The following is a 21,213-nucleotide window of genomic DNA, read 5'->3' as shown; positions in this document are numbered from 1 at the left end:
ATGCGACAACTTCTTACAGCGCCAACCCCGCGAAAACCGACGCTTATGGAAATGCGACAGAAAGCGTCGGGAAGGCGCAGTTTAAACGCTGATCGCCACCGCTACGCACCCGTGGGGAAAATTTCTCCACGGGGTGACTGGTGAGTATTGACGCTCGAGGGGATTGGGATATCTGTAGGGGCGAATGAATTCGTCCCTACAAGAGAAGAGCGGTGAGGGATCAGCCGTGCTCGGCCACTGCGACCGGCTGCTGAGTGTCGAAGGGACTGGAACCGCGGCGCTGGTTGCGGTCTTCGCGAGGGGTGACGCCGAAGAAGTTGCGGTAAGCACTGGAGAAGTGCGGGCCGGAGGAAAAGCCGCAGGACAGGCCGATCTGGATGATCGACTTGCTGGTTTGCATCAGCATCTGGCGCGCCTTGTTCAGGCGCAGCTCCAGGTAGTACTGGCTGGGCACCCGATTGAGGTACTGCTTGAAGATCCGCTCCAACTGACGACGGGACACGCAGACATGCTGAGCAATCTCGTCGGTAGTCAGCGGCTCTTCGATGTTGGCCTCCATCAGCAGCACGGCCTGGGTCAGCTTCGGGTGGCTGGAACCCAGACGATTCTGCAGTGGAATGCGCTGCCGTTCGCCGCCTTCGCGGATACGCTCGACCACCAGCTCTTCGGATACCGCCCCAGCCAGTTCGGCACCGTGATCACGGGCCAGCACTGCCAGCAGCAGGTCGAGCACCGCCAGACCACCGCAGGCAGTGAGACGATCACGATCCCAGTCGAACAGATGACTGGTGGCGATCACCTTGGGGAAGCGCTCGGTGAAATCATCCTGCCAACGCCAGTGCACCGCTGCGCGATAGCCATCCAGCAGGCCCAGTTGCGCCAATGGATAGACACCCGCGGACAGTCCACCAATCACGCAGCCGGCACGTACCGAATGCTTGATGGCCGCTGAAAGAGCCGGCGACATCTGCGCCGGCGGCTCATCGGCCAACAGGAACAGGCGCTGCAGGCCGTCGAGCTTACCGGTCCAGGCTTCGCCGGGTAGGCGCCAAGCCGCTTCGGCGGCCGGTTCGGCCTGCAGGAAGGACATCTCGTAAACCACGTCCGGATGCAATCGCTGGGCAACGCGCAGCGCTTCCTCGGCCAGCGCCAGAGTCAGCGCCTTGGTACCGGGCCAGAGGAGAAAAGCGATTCGATGGGCAGTCATGGCAGGCAGCTTAGCAGACCCCGGTAAAAGGAAAGGGACAAGGCAAGGACAGGTCTCGAATGCACCGCGGCGGCCCTGGGGCCGCCGCGACGGAGATCACTTCAGGCTGCCGGAAAGGAACTGTTTGAGGCGATCGGATTGCGGATTGGCCAGCACTTCCTTGGGACAACCACGCTCTTCTACCAGCCCCTTGTGCAGGAACACCAACTGGTTGGAAACCTCGCGGGCGAAGCCCATCTCGTGGGTCACCACCACCATGGTGCGGCCTTCCACCGCCAGGTCTTTCATGACCTTGAGCACTTCACCCACCAATTCCGGGTCCAGTGCCGAGGTGGGTTCGTCGAACAGCATGACTTCCGGCTCCATGGCCAAGGCACGGGCGATAGCCACGCGCTGCTGCTCACCACCGGACATGTGCGCCGGGTAGGCGTCCTTGCGATGGGCCACGCCCACCTTGGCCAGGTAGTGCTCGGCTTTCTCGATGGCTTCCTTTTTCGGCACGCCGAGCACATGCACGGGCGCCTCGATGACGTTCTCCAGGGCGCTCATGTGCGACCAGAGGTTGAAATGCTGGAACACCATCGCCAGACGCGAACGCATGCGCTGCAGCTGTTTGGCATCGGCCGCTTTCAAGCCACCGTCCTTGTTGGCCACGAGCTTCAGCTCTTCGCCATTGAGGAGGATCTTGCCGCCGTGGGGCTGCTCCAGCATGTTGATGCAGCGCAGGAAAGTACTCTTGCCCGAGCCGCTCGAGCCGATGATGCTGATGACGTCGCCAGCCTTCGCCGCCAAGGACACGCCCTTGAGGACTTCGTGGCTGCCATAGCGCTTGTGCAGATCTTGGACTTCCAGTTTGTACATGGTTTCGGTCTCGTTTGGCTCAGTCGCTCAGCAGGCGTCCCTGACGAATGGGTTCACGGCCAGCCACCTTGGCCAGCCAAAGTCCAGGTTGCGCGAATCGCATCCGCTCACGCGCGAACAGCACGCCGTCAACCGACGCGCAAACCACCGCATGACGGTCGTCCAGCGGGTCGATCACCTCGAACAGCGGATCGCCAGCCTTGACCTTCGCACCGGCGCTCTGGAGGAAGCTCACGACGCCGGAGTGCGGTGCATAGAGATATTCAGCGCCTTCGAACGGCGTCGCCTCGCAGCAATCCTGCGGGGCCGCCGGCCATTCACCAGTGATCAGCCCCTGCTCGGCGAGGAAGGCCAGAATGGCTTCGGCGCGCGCCTCGGCCAGCGGCTTGTCAGTATCGGCCATGCTACCCAGCTCCACGGTAGTCGCCATGCAGGCCGGAGGAATCGACGCTTCAGGGAAGCGCTGGGCCAGGCGCAGCCAGGGCAGCGAGCAGGATTCGTCGAATGAGCTGCCGCCGGAATCTTCGGCGGTCAGTACCGCACCGGCCTCCAGACGCGCAGCCAGCGGGCGCAGTTCGTTCCAGTGCTGCGGCAGGCAGTAGAAATGCACCGCAGCTTCGAAGTCACAGTGCAGGTCCAGCACTAGGTCGGCATCGCAGGCATGCTGCAACAGCAAACGCTGCATGCCTGCCAGCTCGGAACCAGCCGGGGGCAGTGCGGCCAGTGCCTCGCCCATGGCCTGACGGATCAGCGCCACGTTGGCCGCAGCGTCGACACCCAGACGACCTTCCAGGCGCTCGGCCACCAGGCCGGCCAGGTCAGCGAAGTCACGGTTGAAGTTCTTGCCGCTGCCCAGCTCGAAGCGACCCTGCTGGACCGCCTGGAGCACCTGACCAAGCCCCAGGGGGTTGGCCACCGGCACCAGTTCAATCACACCGCTCAGGCGGCCTTGCCCTTCCAGTTCGCGCAGGCGGCGCTTGAGCTCGACCGCAACGCGCATGCCCGGCAACTCATCGGCATGCAGCGAGGCCTGGATGTAGGCCTTGCGCGCGCCAGTGCCGAATCGGAAGACCGTCAGTTGGCGGCGGGTTCCCAGGCATCCCCAGGGCAGCTCGTGGTCAATACGTTGCATGACGTCAGGCCTTGCGCGGGGCCAGATAGGCCAGGTAGCGACGCTCGGCGGCCTTGAACAGGCGCACCAGGATGAAGGTCAGGCACAGGTAAAACGCACCGGCAGTAATGAAGGCCTCGAACGGCAGATAGTACTGCGAGTTCACAGTGCGCGCGGCGCCAGTGATGTCGATCAGGGTGACGATGGACGCCAGACTGGTGGTGTGCAGCATCATGATGACTTCATTGCTGTACTGCGGCAGCGCACGACGCAGGGCCGACGGCAGCAGGATGCGGCGGTAGAGCTTGGCGCGGGACATGCCCATGGCCTTGGCTGCCTCGATCTCGCCGTGGGGCGTGGCCTTGATGCTGCCAGCAAGAATTTCCGCAGTGTAAGCGCTGGTGTTGATGGCAAATGCCAGGCAGGCGCAGAAGGTCGCATTGGACAGGTAGGGCCAGAGGACGCTCTCACGCACTGCCTCGAACTGCGCCAGGCCGTAGTAGATCAGGAACAGCTGCACCAGCATCGGAGTGCCGCGGATCACATAGGTGTAGAGCCAGGCCGGGAAATTCACCCAGGGCTGCTTGGATACGCGCATCAATGCCAGCGGAACTGCTGCAGTCAGCCCCAGAGCCAGTGAGATGACCAGCAGCTTCAAGGTCACCAGCACGCCACCGAAGTAGAGCGGCAGGCTCTCCAGGATCACGTTGTAGTCGAAGATCATAGTTCAGCCGCCTTGATGCCTACCGAGTAGCGTCGCTCCATGTAGCGCAGCGCCAGCAGGGAAACGCTGGTCAGCACCAGGTACAACGCGGCAACCGCGAGGTAGAAGGTGAAAGGTTCACGGGTAGCGTCCGCTGCACTTTTGGCCTTGAACATCATGTCCTGCAGGCCGACCACCGAAATCAGCGCGGTGGCCTTGGTCAACACCAGCCAGTTGTTGGTGAAGCCGGGAATAGCCAGGCGAATCATTTGCGGCACGAGAATGCGGAAGAACACCTTGGGGCCGCTCATGCCATAGGCCATCCCCGCCTCGCCCTGCCCTTTCGGGATTGCCATGAAGGCACCGCGAAAGGTCTCGGACAGGTAAGCGCCGAAGATGAAGCCAAGGGTAAAAACGCCTGACCAGAAGGGGTCCAGGTCGATGTAGTCGTCGTAGCCGACCATCGGCGCGACGACGTTCACGATCTGCTGACCGCCGTAGAAGATCAGCAGGATCAGCACCAGGTCAGGAATGCCACGGATCACGGTGGCGTAAGCCTCACCCAGCAGGGACAACCACTTGATCGGGGACAGTCGGAACGCCGCACCGATCAGACCGAGCACCACGGCCATGGTTATGGAAGACAGGGCCAGCAACAGGGTGAGCCAGGCACCATCGAGAATGGTCGAGCCGTAGCCGTTGAGCATGATTCAAATCCTCATGCAGCGCGCCGGAATGCTCCGGGCGGCACCGCCACAACGAAAAAGTGGCACAAACCGCTATGTGAAGTTTGTGCCACTTTCAGGGAAATGCGATTACTCGCCGTAGACGTCGAACTTGAAGTACTTGTCCTGTACTTCCTTGTACTTGCCATTGGCACGGATGGCGGCGATGGCATTGTTGATCTTCTCGGCCAGGGCCTTGTCACCCTTGCGCACGGCGATGCCAGCACCTTCGCCGAAGTACTTCTTCTCGGTGAAAGCCGGGCCTACCAGGGCGAAGCCCTTGCCGGCATCGGTCTTGAGGAAACCGTCGTCGATGTTCACCACGTCCGCCAGGGTGGCGTCGAGGCGGCCAGCGGACATATCCAGGAAGATCTCGTTCTGCGAACTGTAGCGAACCACTTCAACACCCGCAGGCGCAAAGACGTCAGTCGCGTAACGGTCATAGATGGAAGCGCGCTGCACACCGACTTTCTTGCCTTTAAGGTCAGTCAGCGGGTCATTGATGACGGTGCCTTCCTTCATCGCGAGGCGAGCGGGGGTGTGGTAGTACTTCTTGGTGAAGTCCACCGACTTCAGGCGCTCTTCGGTGATGCTCATGGAGGAAAGTACGGCGTCGAACTTGCGTACTTTCAGGGCTGGGATCAGGCCATCGAACTCCTGCTCGATCCACTTGCACTCGACTTTCATCTCAGCGCACAGGGCATTGCCGATGTCGTAGTCGAAGCCAGTGATGGTGCCTTCCGGCGTCTTGAAGGCGAAGGGCGGGTAAGCAGCTTCGATACCAATGCGCAGGGGCTTGGCATCATCAGCAATGGCGGCCAGCGGCGACAACAGGGACAGCGCCATGGCGCCGAGAAGTGCAATCTTCTTCATCTTATGACTCCTTCAAAGGGATATGGCTTCTGTTGGCAGCGTGAGAATTCGCCCAGACGGTCCACGAATTGTAGAAAGAGTCGTCGTCTTTGCTGGCTGAAAGCCGTAGGCAAAAGGCTCCGACTGGGTGTGCGGCATTCTAGCCACAGCCCCGAAGTCGATATTTCTTCAATGCGACAACAAATTACAGAAGCACCGGAGAGGGGGATGAAGAGCATTGACAGGCATGAATAAAAATGCCGGAAAGATCAGATGCAGAACCTTTCAAACAGGCAATTATCGGACCATAAAAAATAAGCCCCTTTAATTCCGGGACCTTGCGAGTTTCACCTTGATTCTGGCGACCCAAATAACGCCCCGACAAAGGACAATACGTTCCCAATGGAACCAGAATGGTGCGGCCTGTAACGGGCACTGTTACTCGACCACCCCTCCCCCGCCGAAAACTCGATAAGAAATCGGTATTTGCAGCGAGGCGTGATGCCCGGCCTACCGGGCCGACTGCAGTCGCGCTAGCGTCCGGGCTCGATTAAACGCAACGGCAACGTGCAAGCGCCCTGCCCCTGAAATGCAAAACCCCGCCCCGGCTTGTGGCCAGGGCGGGGTTTTGCGACAAGCCCCGATCAGGCAGCTTGCATGGTGCGGTGAGTATCGATGAGGTGTTGCACCACTCCGGGATCAGCCAGTGTGGAGATGTCACCGAGGGTGTCATACTCGGCGACGGCGATCTTGCGCAGGATGCGGCGCATGATCTTGCCCGAGCGGGTCTTCGGAAGGCCCGGAGCCCACTGGATTACATCTGGGGTAGCGATCGGACCGATCTCCTTGCGCACCCAGTTCCTCAGCTCCTGACGCAGTTGCTCGGAAGACTCCTCTCCTGCATTCAGAGTGACGTAGACGTAGATGCCCTGCCCTTTGATGTCGTGGGGCATACCCACCACCGCAGCCTCGGCAACTTTCGGGTGGGCGACCATGGCGCTCTCGATTTCTGCGGTACCCATGCGGTGACCCGAGACGTTGAGTACATCATCCACGCGACCGGTGATCCACCAGTAGCCGTCCTCGTCTCGACGAGCGCCGTCGCCAGTGAAGTACATGCCCTTGAAAGTCTTGAAGTAGGTGTCGACGAAGCGGTCGTGGTCGCCGTACAGGGTGCGAGCCTGGCCCGGCCAGGAATCAATGATCACCAGGTTGCCTTCGGTCGCGCCTTCCAGGATGTTGCCGAGATTATCCACCAGTGCCGGTTGCACACCGAAGAACGGACGCGCCGCGGAGCCCGGCTTCATGGCGTGGGCGCCCGGCAGCGGGGTCATCAGGCAGGCGCCGGTTTCGGTCTGCCACCAGGTATCGACGATCGGGCAGCGGCCCTGGCCGACATTCTCGTAGTACCAGTGCCAGGCTTCCGGGTTGATCGGCTCACCCACGGAACCCAACAGACGCAGGCTGGAGCCGTCAGCGCCTTCGACCGCAGCCTTGCCCTCGGCCATCATGGCGCGAATGGCGGTGGGGGCGGTGTAGAGAACGTTGACCTTGTGCTTGTCGACGATCTTGGCGACGCGGGTCATGTCCGGGTAGTTCGGCACGCCTTCGAACATGACAGTCGTCGCGCCGTTGGACAGCGGACCGTAGACCAGATAGGTGTGGCCGGTGACCCAGCCGATGTCGGCGGTGCACCAGAACACCTCGCCCGGGCGGTAATCGAATACGCGCTCATGGGTCAGCGAGGCGTAGGTGAGGTAGCCCCCAGTGGTGTGCAGCACACCCTTGGGTTTGCCGGTGGAGCCGGAGGTGTAGAGGATGAACAGCGGATCCTCGGCGCCCATTTCCTTCGGCGCGCAGGTGCTACCCGCCACCTTCATCAGATCCTCGTACCAGACATCGCGATGCTGGTTCCACTTGATATCGCCGCCGGTGCGCTTGACCACGATGATCTTCTGCACACTGCTGGTTTCAGGGTTGGTCAGCGCGTCATCGACGTTGGCTTTCAGCGGGGTCTTCTTGCCGCCGCGCAAGCCTTCGTCGGCGGTGATCACCACCTTGGAGCGGCAGTCGATGATGCGACCGGCCAGAGCCTCAGGGGAGAAGCCACCGAACACCACGGAGTGGATGGCACCGATACGGGTGCAGGCCAGCATGGCCACCACGGCTTCCGGGATCATCGGCATATAGATGGTCACCACGTCGCCGCGGTGTACGTCCTGACCGCGCAGGGCGTTGGCGAACTTGCAGACGCGTTCATGCAGATCGCGGTAGGTGATGTGCTCGTGTTCGGAAGGGTCGTCGCCTTCCCAGATGATCGCGACCTGGTCTCCACGCTCGGCAAGGTGGCGGTCCAGGCAGTTGGCGGAAACGTTGAGGGTGCCATCAGCGAACCACTTGATATCGACGTGGTGGTCGTCGAAGGAGGTCTGCTTCACCTTGGTGAAAGGCTTGATCCAGTCGATGCGCTTGGCCTGTTCACGCCAGAAGCCATCAGGATTGATCACGGACTGCTGGTACATGGCTTTGTAGGTCGCCTCGTCCGTCAGGGACTGGGCGGCCACTTCAGGGCGGACCGGATACAGAGAAGCAGCACTCATGGGTCTTACCTCGGTGGGTAGTTGTTTTTGTATGGCGCCTTTTGTATCCCCCGCTCTTCTGTAGGGCCATTCGACCATGGTCTTACCAAACCCGGACTATGGTCGAAGCTGTAAAAATGACGTACGGCTGGGCGCTGGCGAACAGGCGCCACCCAAACACGCCACAACCTTTTCCGGGGCGAAAAAAACCGGCCCGATATCAGAGGACATGGGCCGGCGAAGCACTATCGGGTCGTTGGTGAGAGCCCGGACGTCAAGCCCGGCTGATGGCGCGCGGACGACCGGCCGCGCGCCATACAGAGTCAGACGTGGGCGTCCTGGTATTCCTTCTCGGCTTCGTCGAAGCGCTTGATCATGGCGGCGGACGGGCCGTTGCCGATGCGGCTGAAGATCAGGATGCCGAGGGTGCAGAGGATGAAGCCCGGAACGATTTCGTACAGACCGGTCCAGCCGAAGAAGTTCTTCCACAGAACCACGGTGACCGCGCCAAGGACCATGCCGGCCAGCGCACCGTTACGGGTCATGCCTTTCCACACCAGGGAGAGGATCACCACCGGACCGAAAGCAGCACCGAAGCCAGCCCAGGCGTAGGACACCAGCCCCAGCACCTTGCTTTCGGGGTTGGCGGCGATGGCGATAGCGATCACAGCCACCAGCAGCACCATGGCACGACCGACCCACACCAGTTCCAACTGGCTGGCATTCTTGCGGAAGAAGGCCTTGTAGAAGTCTTCGGTCAGGGCACTGGAGCACACCAGCAGCTGGCAGCTCAGGGTGGACATCACAGCGGCCAGAATGGCGGACAGCAGCACGCCGGCGATCCAGGGGTTGAACAAAATCTTGGCCAGTTCGATGAACACGCGCTCGTGGTTCTCACCCACGGCACCAGCCTGCTCCGGATGGGCGGAGAAGTAGGCGATGCCGAAGAAGCCGACGGCCACGGCACCAGCCAGGCAGAAGATCATCCAGGCCATGGAGATGCGACGGGCATTGGGGATGGATTTGACCGAGTCGGCAGCCATGAAGCGCGCCAGAATGTGCGGCTGACCGAAGTAGCCCAGGCCCCAGGCGAGCAGGGAGATCACGCCGATGAAGGTAGCGCCCTTGAGCATGTCGAAGTTGGTCGCGTCCTTCATTTCGATGGCCATGAAGGTCGGATCGACGCCACCAGTGGCGATCATCACGATGATCGGGGTGAGGATCAGGGCGAAGATCATCAGGCTGGCCTGGACGGTATCGGTCCAGCTTACCGCCAGGAAACCACCGACGAAGGTGTAGCAGATAGTGGCGGCAGCACCGGCCCAAAGGGCGGTTTCGTAGGAAATGCCGAAGGTGCTCTCGAACAGACGGGCGCCAGCCACGATGCCGGATGCGCAGTAGATGGTGAAGAACACCAGGATCACCACGGCGGAGAAGATGCGCAGGACGCGACTGTTGTCTTCAAAGCGGTTGGTGAAGTAGTCCGGCAGGGTCAGGGCATTGCCGTTGTGCTCGGTCTGCACGCGCAGACGGCCGGCAACGAATAGCCAGTTGAGGTAGGCACCAACGATCAGGCCGATGGCGATCCAGCTTTCGGAGAGACCGGAGAGGTAGACGGCACCTGGCAGGCCCATAAGCAGCCAGCCGCTCATGTCAGAAGCGCCGGCGGACAGTGCGGTAACGAAGCTACCGAGGCTGCGGCCACCGAGGATGTAGTCGGAAAGGTTGTTGGTGGAGCGATAGGCATAGAAGCCGATCAGCACCATGGCCGCGATGTAGATCACGAAAGTGATCAGTGTCGGGTTACTCACACTCATGGGGGTCTCCCCTGCTCGTTTGTTTTTATTCGGATGCGGCGGGTATCCGCTCCGTGGTTGCTTTTTGGCAGACGCTTTTGGCGGCTACCGGTTTACTTCCCGACCACGCCAGCCAGAGGGCCGATGCAATCCCGGTCGGGCAATGGTCACAGAGCATCCGGCCCTGCCAATACGACGATGAATCGGCACTGAGGGCCCGGCCCACCATGCGTATCAATGAATTCCTTTCGGCGCCTCATGAGTTACGGAGGTCGCGCTGCCATGGACCACGATGAAGAGAACGACAAGCGGGTGGGCTTGGCGGACCAACACCGAACCGACGTGACGGGCTATCGACATCACCCCCTTTACTCACCGGGATCGCTACTACTTTGGTCTAGTACAACCATTCCGGCTCGCAAGGGCACGCCAGACTGCCGGCGGTCGCAAGGCGAGTGCGGAATTTAGAGACATGGCCTTACGCCTTTCTTGTCAGATTCTCTGATTCACTTTCAGAATCCTCTGATTCAGGGAACTTTCCGCCAAAAGGTGCAACCGGCTGCTCAGCAGAGCAGCCGGCGCATAGCCTCAAAACGCGAGACGCAGCCCCAGCGTCAGGTTGCGCCCAGGAAGGACAACCTCATCCTTGATGAAGGAACTGTGGTTGCGCCCAACGGAATCCAGCAGGTTGCTCCCCTTCAGATAAACCTGATAGTCGGTACTCTGCAAACGCCCGTCGTAGGTCAGCGAAGCACCGAGCATGTTGTAACCACCCGTTTCGCTCTCATATGCCGCGACCTCGTCCTGACGCTGCACCCGGTAGAACTCCAGCTGGCCGGCCAGCGACGGGGCAAGGCGTTGATCGAGGCGCATGCCCAACCGATCCGCCGGAATGCGCGGCAGGTCACCGCCATCACGCAGCTTTCCACGCACATGATCACCAAACAGGCTCACCTGGGTGGCATCGGTGAAGCGGTAGCTGACCTCACCCTCTGCGCCGGTCAACACGGCATCGTCCTGGCTGTACTGGATCTCGCGCATGCCACCACCGATGTCACGTCCCGTGTCGGCGGCGTAGATGAAGTCATTCACCTGGTTCCAGTACAGACTGAGACTGAACTGGGTACGGCCAGTGTGCTTGCGCAACGACAGCTCGGCATTGTGGGAGGTTTCCTCCTCCAGCTCCGGATCGCCCAGCTCTACTGTGCGAGTCGCCGCGTGAGGCCCGTTGGCATAGAGTTCCTCGGCGGTGGGCAGGCGCTGCGAACGCGACAGGGTCAACCCAAGTGAATACTCCGGGGCAAAACTCCAGACCGCCCCGGCCGAAGCCGAGGTGCCGCGATGACTGGCGCCGTGCTGGCCTTCAGCGTCAATGTCCTGCCACTCGTGACGCAAACCGAGCTCGTAGCGCCAGTCGCCAACCCGGTACTCCTCCAGCAGGAAAAGGCCATGGTTGCGCGTGAGTGTTGGCGGCACGTAGGCCTCTTCACCCAGCGCTTGAAAATCACGCCGCAGTGTCTGACCACCTAGCACGCCACGCCAGCCCAGCAGCGGCGCATGGGTCAACTCCAGACGAGCATCGGTAGCGTCGTTGCGGAAAGTGGTCGCAGTCTCGCCTCCTTCTACTTCCCGGTGCTCATAGTCACTGTGACCCACACGGAGCCGGCCCAGCTCGAAACCCGGCAGCGGTTCACGGTACTCACCACGCAGGTCCCAGTGACGCTGCTCCATGTCGATGTAAGGCACACCGCCTTCGGCATGCTCTTGGTCGTGATCTTCGTCATGTTCGTCGTCATGGCCTTCATCGTCATGGCTCGCGCAGTGCCAGTCGCGCGGATCGTGCATATGGCAGTCAGCATGCTCGTGGGCCAGCAGACCGTAGCGATTGTTCTGCTGGGTGTAGGCCAGGCCGAGGTACCCACGGTCACCGATCCAGCTACCACCGAGGGTGGCGGTATCCGTGTCGTTGTAGGAGCCCGTCTGTTTGCTGGAACGAGGTTCGCCTCCGGCACCGGGAATCTCATACTCGTCATCCTGGCGCTTGACCCCCTCGACACGCATCGCGAACTGCCCCGCTCCGGCAGTCAGACCGAACGCCCCGGCGCCTTCGTTGGCCACGCTGTTGGCGCGCAGTTCGACTTCCCCCTCGTAACCCTTCTCGGGAATGTAGGTAGGCACTTTCTTGTCGATCACATTGACCACACCACCGATGGCTCCACCGCCATAAAGCAAGGTCGCTGGCCCTTTGAGTACTTCGATACGCTCAACCAGCATCGGCTCCAAGCTGACCGCATGATCAGGGCTGATCGTGGAGGCATCCAAGGCATCGACTCCATCACTGAGGACCCGCACCCGAGCGCCATCCAGGCCCCGGATGACCGGGCGACTGGCCCCCGCGCCGAAGCTACTGGAACGCACGCCTGGCAGGCCGTCGAGGGTTTCCCCCAGGGTCGCCTCGCGACGCAGCATCAGTTCGTCGCCCTGTAGCACGGCCGCCGGGCTGACCATGTCGTTGGGTGCGCTGGACAGGGCGCTGGCGCTGATGACGTTGCTCTCCAGCTCCAAAGGCGTCCTGGCCTCGTCAGCCAGGGCAGCCGCACTCGGCGCCAGGGCAATGGCCAAGGCGAGAGGATGGTGAAACGCTTTCATGTTGTACCTCTGATATCCGTATGACGCACCGCATTGCACGGTGCTGTTGGCAGACAAGCGCAGGGATGATCACTGCGAGGCACAACTATATAGCGTTATAACGTAACAATTAAGAGTGATTCACAACGGCTGGGCACAGTACAGCTAATCGTGGGGCATGGAGGTCATGTCTGCGCCACGCAGACGCTTGGGCGTCAGGCCAAGATAGCGGCGCATGGCCGTGGTCAGCGCGCTCTGACTGGAGAACCCGCATTCTTCGGCGATACGCACTAGCGGCTGCTCACTTTCGCGCAACAGGCGGGCCGCGCGATCCAGGCGGGTTTTCAGCAGGTACTGATGAGGGGTCAGGCCCAGGCTGTCCTTGAACTGCGCATGGAAGTGGCTGGGACTCAGGCAAGCGACCTGGGCCAACTCCGCCACGCTGATCCGCCGCGACAGGTTGCCCTGGATGTAGCCGTCCAGCCGCTCGATATCGAGACTGCTGACCGGACGCCGCTGCGTCTCGCCAAACAGGCGCAGGTACAGGGCGCGCAGCAGGATGCCACCGAGGGAACGAGCCAGCATAGGATCGCTGCCATAACGGGCGAGTTCCGCGCCGGCGTAGTTCAAGAGGTTCTGGAAGTCGGCATCCAACTCCGGGTAGCGCGGGGTCTCGAAAAGGCGACCAAGCAGCTCGAGGTCCTCGGCCGGGGTGCCTTGCTCATCCAGATCGAGAATCAGCATGCGGTTGTCCCCAACGCCCGCGAAATCGTGCCTGGTATCCCCTGGCACCAGGCAGGCGCGCATCCGGCAAACTTCCCCCCCACGGCCATCCACCTCAAACGCGGCGCGGCCAGCGATGGACATAACCAGTTGGTGATGGTCATGGGCGTGATGGTGGGCCTGGTCGTCCAGGCGCAGGAGGCGGGCTTCGAGCATAGGGCAACTTGATCAAATTTTGCGCATTCTAGCCGTCGCAACCCAGGTTGCACAGCGCCACCTGGCAGAGTGTCATCACCCAGCGCAGTTGAAATGCCTTCCGCGTTACCCCATCTAGCCTGGGTAAGCCATTTGCCAGGTGCCCCCATGAGCGATCAGGACATCAACGCCGACATCGTCGACGAAGCCACTCCCAGCCAACGGACCGGCCTGGTGCTGCCCGGCCAGACCCTCCCGGACAAGGTCTACGTCATTCCCATCCACAACCGCCCGTTCTTCCCGGCCCAAGTGCTGCCGGTCATCGTCAACGAAGAGCCTTGGGCGGAAACCCTTGAGCTGGTTGGCAAGACCGAACACCACTGCCTGGCGCTGTTCTTCATGGAGAACCCGCCGGAAAACCCGCGCCATTTCGACCCCAGCACCCTGCCCGAGCACGGCACCCTGGTGCGGGTGCACCATGCCAGTCGTGAAGGCGGCAAACTGCAGTTCGTGGCCCAAGGCCTGTCACGGGTGCGCATCCGGGGCTGGCTCAAGCGTCATCGCCCGCCCTATCTGGTGGAGGTGGATTATCCACACAGCCCGCTGGACCCGCGGGACGAGGTCAAGGCTTACGGCATGGCGCTGATCAACGCCATCAAGGAACTGCTGCCCCTCAACCCGCTGTACAGCGAAGAACTGAAGAACTACCTCAACCGCTTCAGCCCCAACGATCCTTCTCCGCTGACCGACTTCGCCGCGGCCCTGACCACTGCACCCGCCCGTGAGTTGCAGGAGGTGCTGGACACCGTTCCGATCCTCAAGCGCATGGAGAAGGTGCTGCCGCTGCTGCGCAAGGAAGTGGAAGTCGCGCGGTTGCAGAGCGAGCTGTCCGCCGAGGTGAACCGCAAGATCGGCCAGCACCAGCGCGAATTCTTCCTCAAGGAGCAGCTCAAGCTGATCCAGCAGGAACTCGGCATCACCAAGGACGACCGCAGCGCCGACAGTGAGCAGTTCACCCAGCGCCTGGAAGGCAAGGTCCTGCCGAACCAGGCAAAGAAGCGCATCGATGAAGAGCTGAACAAGTTGTCGATCCTGGAGACCGGATCGCCGGAGTACGCGGTCACCCGCAATTACCTGGACTGGGCCACCTCGGTGCCATGGGGGGTCTACAAGGCAGACAAGCTCGACCTCAAGCATGCCCGCAAGGTATTGGACAAGCACCACGCCGGGCTGGATGACGTGAAAAACCGCATCCTCGAATTCCTCGCGGTGGGCGCCTTCAAGGGCGAGATATCCGGTTCCATCGTCCTACTGGTAGGCCCGCCCGGCGTAGGCAAGACCAGCGTTGGCAAGTCCATCGCCGAATCCCTCGGACGCCCCTTCTACCGCTTCAGCGTCGGCGGCATGCGCGACGAAGCTGAAATCAAGGGTCACCGCCGCACCTACATCGGCGCCCTGCCCGGCAAACTGGTGCAGGCGCTGAAAGAGGTGGAGGTGATGAACCCGGTCATCATGCTCGACGAAATCGACAAACTCGGGGCCAGCTATCAGGGCGATCCAGCCTCGGCCTTGCTGGAGACCCTGGACCCGGAGCAGAACGTCGAGTTTCTCGACCACTATCTGGACCTGCGCCTGGATCTGTCCAAGGTGCTGTTCGTCTGCACCGCCAACACGCTGGACTCCATTCCGGGCCCCCTGTTGGACCGTATGGAGACCATTCGCCTCTCCGGCTACATCACCGAGGAAAAGCACGCCATCGCCAAGCGCCACCTCTGGCCGCGCCTGCTGGAGCGCACCGGCGTGCCGAAGGGGCGCCTGGCCATTACCGATGGCGCCCTGACTTCCGTGATCGAGGGCTACGCCCGCGAAGCAGGCGTGCGTCAATTGGAGAAGCAGTTGGGCAAGATCATCCGCAAGGCGGTCGTCCGCCTGCTGGAGGAGCCCGAGACGAATATCAAGGTCGGCCAGAAGGACCTGGAGCACTACCTGGGCCTGGCACCGTTCCGCAAGGAGCAGTTGCTGTCAGGGGTCGGCGTGATCACTGGCCTGGCCTGGACCAGCCTGGGCGGCGCAACCCTGCCCATCGAGGCGACTCGCATCCACACCCTCAACCGCGGCTTCAAGCTCACCGGCCAACTGGGTGATGTCATGAAGGAGTCGGCCGAGATCGCCTACAGCTACATCAGCTCGCACCTGAAGCGCTACGGCGGCGACCCGACCTTCTTCGACCAGGCATTCGTCCATCTCCACGTACCGGAAGGCGCCACGCCCAAGGATGGCCCAAGTGCCGGCATCACCATGGCCAGCGCGTTGCTCTCCCTGGCGCGCAACCAAGTACCGAAAAAGGGCGTGGCCATGACCGGCGAGCTGACCCTCACTGGCCAGGTGCTGCCGATCGGTGGCGTACGCGAGAAGGTGATCGCCGCACGCCGGCAGAAGATCTTCGAGCTGATCCTGCCTGAGGCCAACCGAGGTTCGTTCGAAGAACTGCCGGACTACCTCAAGGAAGACCTGACCGTACACTTTGCCCGACGCTTCAGCGATGTGGCGAAGGTATTGTTCGACTGAGGGACCGCGCCTGTTCTAGAAAAGTCGCCGGCACTTTTCGAACCAAGCCTACGCAAGGGCGGAGTCAGCCGTTATGCTGACCCCGCCCTTGACCGACGGAGCCGCCGATGAACTTCGTTCCCTCACCCCGCCTGTTGTTGCCCCTGGGCCTCGCCCTGCTCACCGCCTGCGCCCAGCAGAAGACCGGCCCAATGGTGGTCCAGGATCAACAGGATGACTGCCCGCTCTCCCTCAACCAGGGCCAACCTCTGGTACTGACCCTCCCCAGCAACCCCACCACGGGCTTTCGCTGGGTGGTGCGCGACGCCGCGACCAACGTGCTGCAGAGCCTCGGCCCGGAGGTCTACTCGACGCCGGAAGATGCCGGTCTGGTGGGCAGTGCAGGCCAATCCACCTGGCGCTTCAAGGCGAGCCAACCCGGCGAAGGCCGACTGCACCTCGACTACCAGCGCCCTTGGGAGAACGACGTGGCGCCGGCCGAATCCTTCGACTGCCAGATCAGCGTCAAGTAGCGCCAAATGACTGCACCGATGGCGTCCGCCGCCTGGCGGGCGCGTCGGCAGCTTTCCATAGTGATGCCCTGAACGATCTGCAGGAGCACTCATGGGATTCTTGATCTTCGGGCTGGCCGGCGTGCTGGCTTTTCTGACTGGCCTCTCGCTGGAACTCGACTGGTTGTGCTTCGTCAGCAAACCGGTTCCCATCATCGCCCTGCTGCTCTGGCTGCGCCGAGCAGCATCCGGCCCTTACCGCCGCTGGATAGCCATAGGCCTGGCGTTGTCCCTGCTCGGCGACATGCTGCTGCAGTGGCCTGCCGATCTGTTCGTCTTCGGCCTTGGTGCTTTCCTGCTGGCCCATCTGGCCTACCTGCGCGCCTACCTGCTGGACACCCGCCGGCTGGCCCCAATGGCGCTGCTGGTGGCGCTTGGGAGTGGCGGCACCATCTTCGCCCTGCTCGCCTCGGGCGGCCTGGGCGTCCTGCTGGTACCGGTAGCCTGCTACGCACTGGCCATCAGTGCCATGCTCTGGCGCGCACTGGCCCGCCTGGGTGCCGATCTCGACCGCCAATCGGCGCTCTTGGCAGCCGGGGGTGCAGCGCTCTTCGTGCTATCCGACAGCCTGATCGGGTTCAACCGCTTCGTCTCACCCTTCGGTGCCGCGAGCTACTTGATCATCCTCAGTTACTGGCTGGGCCAATGGGGTATCACCGCCTCCGCCGTGACATTGTCGACCACCATCCCATCCCCAAAGAAACCCCCGGCACCCCCCCGGGAAATCGGCTATAGCAAATAGGCGGACACTCAAAAAAGGGAGCGAGCGATGGGCGGCCTGGTACGACTGTGGAGCTTGCTGTGCTATGCAGTTCTTCTCGCAGGTTGCGGCAGTCTATTGCCCAGTGAACGGGCCGAAGTGTTGTCGCCATTTCGGGACTACACCGATGCGGAAGCCCGCTATTCCCAAGCGACGCCGGGCACGACGACCCGCCCCGAGCTTTTTTCCCTGGGCTTCGACCCGCTGATCCAGGGTAACGGCAAGATGCTCTCGTTCATTGACGTGCGGTTGATGTTCGTCCAACCCAACGTCCCGATCGATTATCTGCCCGAAGGGCTGATGAAGTGCCTCGAAGCCAAGGACCGCTGCATTGGCTACGCCTTCGAGTTCACCAAAACCGATACCCAGCGGGTAGGCAGCTTTTGGGCTGACGTCTTCAATTTCCGCAAGAATCGCGAACTGCAGGGCTGGGTGTTCCGCGCAGTCTTCGTGCTGGTGGACGACGTGCTGGTGCACAAGGTGAGTAACGGCGAACCGAACATCCGCCGCCACGAGGTCAAGCGAAACCCGCTTGGTCCCCTGCAGGGGGCGGGCGAGTTCTTTTCCGATCAGTTGAAGTAAGGGTGGTTTGGCCGCGTCGCGCAGTCCGTTAGAATGCCGGCCTTTTCCACTGCTGGTACCGGCCCGTGACCGAAAGCCCTGATCGCATCTACGCCAATCCCCAGGCCCAAGTCGGCGACTTCGCCTTCAACGAAGACGTGGTCCGGGTGTTTCCGGACATGATCAAGCGCTCGGTGCCAGGCTACCCGACCATCGTCGAGAACATCGGCGTGCTGGCAGCACAGTTCGCCCAGGCCAACACCCCGCTCTATGACCTGGGCAGTTCCCTCGGTGCCGTGACCCAGGCCCTGCGCCGCCATGTGAAGACCGACGGTTGCCGGGTCATTGCTGTGGATAACTCCATCGCCATGGTGGAGCGCTGCCGCGAGTACCTGCACGCCCAAGACGCCATGTTTCAGGAGCTGCTGCCGGTGGAGGTGATGGAGGCCGACATCCTTGCCCTGGACTTCCAGCCCTGCTCCCTGGTGGCGATGAATTTCACCCTGCAATTCGTGCCCCGCGAGCGCCGCACCGAACTCCTCGGCCGTATTCGCCAGGCCTTGCTGCCCGGCGGCGCGCTGATCCTCTCGGAAAAGCTGCGCTTCGAGGACGCCGACGAGCACCAGTTACTCACCGACCTGCACGTTGCCTTCAAGCGCGCCAATGGCTACAGCGAGCTGGAAATCGCTCAGAAACGCAGCGCCTTGGAAAACGTCATGCACCCGGACAGCCTGGAAGAACACCGTGAACGCCTGCTGGCGGCCGGTTTCTCCAAGGTCGTGCCCTGGTTCCAATGCCTCAACTTCGCTTCGCTGATCGCCCTACCATGATTCGTACGCTGGACCTGGATACTCTGCAGCAAACGTTGGCAGGTACGCCCCTGCAGGATTGGGCAGCCGATTTGCCCGCTCAGCTCGACGCCAAACTGGCGGTTGGTCATGGCGACCTGGAGCGCTGGAGCGCTGCGGTCAACGCGCTGCCGCCCCTACAACCACAGCACGTGGAACTGGCGCAGCGCTTCTTGCTCGACGGCCCCTGTGACGACGCCACACGCATCTCGCTGACAAGCGCGCTGCAAGGGTTGATTCCTTGGCGCAAGGGCCCCTTCGAGCTGTTCGGCGTACACGTCGACACCGAATGGCGCTCGGACTGGAAATGGTCACGAGTGTCACCCCATCTCGACCTGCGTGGACGCCGCGTGCTGGATGTCGGCTGCGGCAATGGTTACTACCAGTGGCGCATGCTCGGTGCCGGTGCCGACTGCGTGGTGGGTATCGATCCCAACTGGCTGTTCTTCTGCCAGTTCCTGGCTATAAAACGCTTCCTCCCCGACCTCCCTGCCTGGCACCTGCCTCTGGCGCTGGAGGAATTGCCGCCGAAGTTGGAAGGCTTCGATACCGTGTTCTCCATGGGCGTGCTCTACCATCGCCGCTCCCCTATCGACCACCTGCTCGACCTCAAGGATTGCCTGCGCCGAGGCGGCGAGCTGGTACTGGAAACCCTGGTGGTCGAAGGCGATGCGCAACAGGTGTTGGTGCCCGAGGACCGCTACGCACAGATGCGCAATGTCTGGTTCCTGCCTTCGGCTCCGGCCCTGGAGCTATGGCTACGCCGTGCAGGCTACGTGGATATCCGTTGCGTAGATGTCAGCTACACCAGCGTGGAAGAGCAGCGCAGCACCGAATGGATGCGCTTCCAGTCTCTCCCGGAGTTCCTCGATCCCGCTGACCATAGCCGCACCATCGAAGGCCTGCCCGCGCCGGCCCGTGCCGTGATGATCGCCCGCAAGCCTTGATACGGGTTGCCTCGTGGGAGCGACTTCATTCGCGATTGCAATCGCTCCTCCACTGGCCTTCGCTTGAAACGGCTCGCCCCCACAGGAACCAATTCCTGCGGGGGCGAATTCATTCGCTGAGCGGACCGCAAGCCCGCCTTACGCAGACACCTATCAACGCTTGGCCGCGGCCGAAACGATCAGCTGCTTCATCTCCACCACTGCCTGTTTGAAACCAACGAACAGCGCGTGGGCCACCAGCGCGTGGCCAATGTTCAGCTCATTGATGCCTGGAATCGCCGCCACAGGCTCGACGTTGTGATAGTGCAGGCCATGGCCGGCGTTGACGATCAGGCCGAGCTTGAGGCCCAGGACGACGCCCTCCTGGATGCGCTGAAGTTCGCGAGCGGCTTCTTCCGGGGTGTGGGCATCGGCGTAACGACCGGTATGCAGCTCGATGGCCGGTGCGCCGACACGGTGGGCCGCCTCAATCTGCAGCGGATCAGCATCGATGAACAGCGACACTTCACTGCCGACCTTGGCCAGGCGCTCTACCGCGGCCTTGATGCGGGCTTCCTGTCCAGCGACGTCGAGGCCACCTTCAGTGGTCAGCTCCTGGCGGGTCTCCGGAACCAGGCAAACATGCGCGGGGCGAATCTCCTCGGCGAAGGCCATCATTTCCTCGGTCACGCCCATCTCGAAGTTCATGCGGGTCTGCAGCACGTCCTTGAGCAGGCGTACGTCGCGTTCCTGGATGTGCCGGCGGTCTTCGCGCAGGTGCACGGTGATGCCATCGGCACCCGCTTCTTCGGCGTCCAGCGCTGCCTTGACGGGGTCCGGATAGCGAGTGCCGCGGGCCTGGCGAAGGGTGGCGACGTGATCGATGTTGACACCGAGAAGTACGCGGTTGGCTTCAGTCACAGGGAGGTTCCTTGATCGTCATGAATAGCTCGCGGCTGACCAGAGGTCGGCCGCCCAGATGAGGTGCCAGGGCCTGGCGCATCAGGCGCTTGGCCGCGCCAAGGGCGCCGGGGGCGCTCCAGTCGGCTTCGGCCAGGGCGAGGAGTTCGCGGCCATGGAAAAGACCGGGCTGCAACTGCCCCACCGGCTCCAGCCCTGCGTCGGGCAACAGGCGATAGATACCGTCGGGGGCGATGGGCTGTCCTGCCAAGTCCGAATCCAGGGCAAAACCATAGCCCAGCTCGTCCAGCAGGCGCCATTCGAACGCGCGCAGCAAAGGTTCCAGCGGCCGGTTGGCCGCCAGGGCCTGGAGCGTAACAGCGTAGTGTTCGAAGAGCGCCGGCTGCGCGTCTTCAGCCGGCAACAGGCGAATCAGCAGTTCATTGAGGTAGAGCCCGCTGAACAGCGCTTCGCCGGCAAGCAGGTTGGGTATACCGCCCCCCTCCAGGCGAGCGACATTCTTCAGCTCGCCGCGGCCACGGAACTCGGCCTCCAGCGGCAGGAAAGGTCGCGCCAGCGTTCCCGCCTTGCCTCGAGCACCACGCATTACGGCGCGCAGGCGGCCTTCAGGGGTGAAAAAATCGACCAGCGCGCTGCTTTCCCGATAGGCCCTACTGTGCAGGACAAACGCCGGTAGCGCCGCGCTGATCATGGGGAGG

Annotated in this window: 18 protein-coding genes; 6 read left to right on the top strand and 12 right to left on the bottom strand. The window is 62.1% G+C overall.

Annotated features, from left to right (window positions below):
- Window positions 1-220: 220 nt before the first annotated feature.
- The 10 genes from argR to E8F20_RS15045 all read right to left on the bottom strand — a co-directional run bounded on the left by argR (window position 221) and on the right by E8F20_RS15045 (window position 13,401).
- A complete protein-coding gene (argR, locus tag E8F20_RS15090) occupies window positions 221-1,207 on the bottom strand; it encodes a transcriptional regulator ArgR (protein ID WP_280284434.1) in 987 nt (328 codons plus the stop codon).
- Window positions 1,208-1,303: 96 nt separating this feature from the next.
- Window positions 1,304-2,068, bottom strand: a complete 765-nt coding sequence (gene aotP / locus E8F20_RS15085) for an arginine/ornithine transport ATP-binding protein AotP (RefSeq protein ID WP_028626373.1) — start codon at window positions 2,066-2,068, stop codon at window positions 1,304-1,306.
- A gap of 19 nt (window positions 2,069-2,087) precedes the next feature.
- The gene (locus tag E8F20_RS15080) at window positions 2,088-3,200 is read right to left on the bottom strand and encodes a M14 family metallopeptidase (protein ID WP_280284433.1); all 1,113 of its coding nucleotides are present in this window, start codon (window positions 3,198-3,200) and stop codon (window positions 2,088-2,090) included.
- 4 nt (window positions 3,201-3,204) lie between these two features.
- A complete protein-coding gene (locus E8F20_RS15075; protein ID WP_280284432.1) occupies window positions 3,205-3,903 on the bottom strand; it encodes an ABC transporter permease in 699 nt (232 codons plus the stop codon).
- A complete protein-coding gene (locus E8F20_RS15070; protein WP_280284431.1) occupies window positions 3,900-4,589 on the bottom strand; it encodes an ABC transporter permease in 690 nt (229 codons plus the stop codon). Before E8F20_RS15070 ends, E8F20_RS15075 begins: the two co-directional genes overlap by 4 nt.
- Before the next feature lie 108 nt (window positions 4,590-4,697).
- Entirely contained in the window at window positions 4,698-5,480 is a 783-nt protein-coding gene (locus E8F20_RS15065; protein WP_280284430.1) for an ABC transporter substrate-binding protein, read from the bottom strand.
- Window positions 5,481-6,103: 623 nt separating this feature from the next.
- On the bottom strand, window positions 6,104-8,059 hold the full coding sequence (acs, locus tag E8F20_RS15060) for an acetate--CoA ligase (RefSeq protein WP_280284429.1): 1,956 nt from the start codon (window positions 8,057-8,059) through the stop codon (window positions 6,104-6,106).
- 302 nt (window positions 8,060-8,361) lie between these two features.
- Window positions 8,362-9,855 carry a sodium/proline symporter PutP gene (putP, locus tag E8F20_RS15055; protein WP_280284428.1) on the bottom strand — a complete coding sequence of 498 codons (1,494 nt, stop codon included), beginning with the start codon at window positions 9,853-9,855 and terminating at the stop codon, window positions 8,362-8,364.
- A gap of 567 nt (window positions 9,856-10,422) precedes the next feature.
- Window positions 10,423-12,483, bottom strand: coding sequence for a TonB-dependent receptor (locus E8F20_RS15050; RefSeq protein WP_280284427.1), 2,061 nt, complete (start codon window positions 12,481-12,483; stop codon window positions 10,423-10,425).
- 144 nt (window positions 12,484-12,627) lie between these two features.
- The gene (locus E8F20_RS15045) at window positions 12,628-13,401 is read right to left on the bottom strand and encodes an AraC family transcriptional regulator (RefSeq protein WP_280284426.1); all 774 of its coding nucleotides are present in this window, start codon (window positions 13,399-13,401) and stop codon (window positions 12,628-12,630) included.
- Window positions 13,402-13,548: 147 nt separating this feature from the next.
- Between E8F20_RS15045 and lon the strand changes: the two genes are divergently transcribed.
- The 6 genes from lon to cmoB all read left to right on the top strand — a co-directional run bounded on the left by lon (window position 13,549) and on the right by cmoB (window position 19,615).
- On the top strand, window positions 13,549-15,948 hold the full coding sequence (lon, locus tag E8F20_RS15040; protein WP_280284425.1) for an endopeptidase La: 2,400 nt from the start codon (window positions 13,549-13,551) through the stop codon (window positions 15,946-15,948).
- A 107-nt stretch (window positions 15,949-16,055) separates the two neighbouring features.
- Window positions 16,056-16,460 (top strand): protease inhibitor I42 family protein, encoded by a 405-nt coding sequence (locus E8F20_RS15035; RefSeq protein ID WP_280284424.1) that lies wholly within the window; start codon window positions 16,056-16,058, stop codon window positions 16,458-16,460.
- Between the two features lie 91 nt (window positions 16,461-16,551).
- Window positions 16,552-17,241, top strand: a complete 690-nt coding sequence (locus E8F20_RS15030) for a lysoplasmalogenase (RefSeq protein ID WP_280284423.1) — start codon at window positions 16,552-16,554, stop codon at window positions 17,239-17,241.
- A 27-nt stretch (window positions 17,242-17,268) separates the two neighbouring features.
- Complete coding sequence (locus E8F20_RS15025) at window positions 17,269-17,841, top strand: hypothetical protein (RefSeq protein ID WP_280284422.1); 573 nt, start codon at window positions 17,269-17,271, stop codon at window positions 17,839-17,841.
- Between the two features lie 65 nt (window positions 17,842-17,906).
- Window positions 17,907-18,650, top strand: coding sequence for a carboxy-S-adenosyl-L-methionine synthase CmoA (gene cmoA, locus E8F20_RS15020; protein WP_280284421.1), 744 nt, complete (start codon window positions 17,907-17,909; stop codon window positions 18,648-18,650).
- Window positions 18,647-19,615, top strand: coding sequence for a tRNA 5-methoxyuridine(34)/uridine 5-oxyacetic acid(34) synthase CmoB (gene cmoB, locus E8F20_RS15015; RefSeq protein ID WP_280284420.1), 969 nt, complete (start codon window positions 18,647-18,649; stop codon window positions 19,613-19,615). The genes cmoA and cmoB overlap by 4 nt, the downstream gene beginning before the upstream one ends.
- Before the next feature lie 153 nt (window positions 19,616-19,768).
- Here cmoB and pdxJ read toward each other — a convergent pair whose 3' ends face one another.
- Together pdxJ and recO are read right to left on the bottom strand one after the other, a co-directional pair.
- Window positions 19,769-20,515, bottom strand: a complete 747-nt coding sequence (gene pdxJ / locus E8F20_RS15010; protein ID WP_280284419.1) for a pyridoxine 5'-phosphate synthase — start codon at window positions 20,513-20,515, stop codon at window positions 19,769-19,771.
- Window positions 20,508-21,206: a DNA repair protein RecO gene (recO, locus tag E8F20_RS15005; protein WP_280284418.1), complete on the bottom strand. Its 699-nt coding sequence runs from the start codon at window positions 21,204-21,206 to the stop codon at window positions 20,508-20,510. Before recO ends, pdxJ begins: the two co-directional genes overlap by 8 nt.
- Window positions 21,207-21,213 lie beyond the last annotated feature (7 nt).

The organism is Pseudomonas sp. BN415 (assembly GCF_029871195.1).
GTDB classification, from domain to species: domain Bacteria; phylum Pseudomonadota; class Gammaproteobacteria; order Pseudomonadales; family Pseudomonadaceae; genus Metapseudomonas; species Metapseudomonas resinovorans.
The sequence above is the reverse complement of the archived record's forward strand: the minus strand, read 5'-3'. Positions and strand labels throughout refer to the sequence as shown.

Excerpts from the sequence above, each read along its gene's own strand:
- argR (WP_280284434.1), bottom strand. The coding sequence starts at position 1,207 with ATGACTGCCCATCGAATCGCTTTTCTCCTCTGGCCCGGTACCAAGGCG.
- aotP (WP_028626373.1), bottom strand. The coding sequence starts at position 2,068 with ATGTACAAACTGGAAGTCCAAGATCTGCACAAGCGCTATGGCAGCCAC.
- E8F20_RS15080 (WP_280284433.1), bottom strand. The coding sequence starts at position 3,200 with ATGCAACGTATTGACCACGAGCTGCCCTGGGGATGCCTGGGAACCCGC.
- E8F20_RS15075 (WP_280284432.1), bottom strand. The coding sequence starts at position 3,903 with ATGATCTTCGACTACAACGTGATCCTGGAGAGCCTGCCGCTCTACTTC.
- E8F20_RS15070 (WP_280284431.1), bottom strand. The coding sequence starts at position 4,589 with ATGCTCAACGGCTACGGCTCGACCATTCTCGATGGTGCCTGGCTCACC.
- E8F20_RS15065 (WP_280284430.1), bottom strand. The coding sequence starts at position 5,480 with ATGAAGAAGATTGCACTTCTCGGCGCCATGGCGCTGTCCCTGTTGTCG.
- acs (WP_280284429.1), bottom strand. The coding sequence starts at position 8,059 with ATGAGTGCTGCTTCTCTGTATCCGGTCCGCCCTGAAGTGGCCGCCCAG.
- putP (WP_280284428.1), bottom strand. The coding sequence starts at position 9,855 with ATGAGTGTGAGTAACCCGACACTGATCACTTTCGTGATCTACATCGCG.
- E8F20_RS15050 (WP_280284427.1), bottom strand. The coding sequence starts at position 12,483 with ATGAAAGCGTTTCACCATCCTCTCGCCTTGGCCATTGCCCTGGCGCCG.
- E8F20_RS15045 (WP_280284426.1), bottom strand. The coding sequence starts at position 13,401 with ATGCTCGAAGCCCGCCTCCTGCGCCTGGACGACCAGGCCCACCATCAC.
- lon (WP_280284425.1), top strand. The coding sequence starts at position 13,549 with ATGAGCGATCAGGACATCAACGCCGACATCGTCGACGAAGCCACTCCC.
- E8F20_RS15035 (WP_280284424.1), top strand. The coding sequence starts at position 16,056 with ATGAACTTCGTTCCCTCACCCCGCCTGTTGTTGCCCCTGGGCCTCGCC.
- E8F20_RS15030 (WP_280284423.1), top strand. The coding sequence starts at position 16,552 with ATGGGATTCTTGATCTTCGGGCTGGCCGGCGTGCTGGCTTTTCTGACT.
- E8F20_RS15025 (WP_280284422.1), top strand. The coding sequence starts at position 17,269 with ATGGGCGGCCTGGTACGACTGTGGAGCTTGCTGTGCTATGCAGTTCTT.
- cmoB (WP_280284420.1), top strand. The coding sequence starts at position 18,647 with ATGATTCGTACGCTGGACCTGGATACTCTGCAGCAAACGTTGGCAGGT.
- recO (WP_280284418.1), bottom strand. The coding sequence starts at position 21,206 with ATGATCAGCGCGGCGCTACCGGCGTTTGTCCTGCACAGTAGGGCCTAT.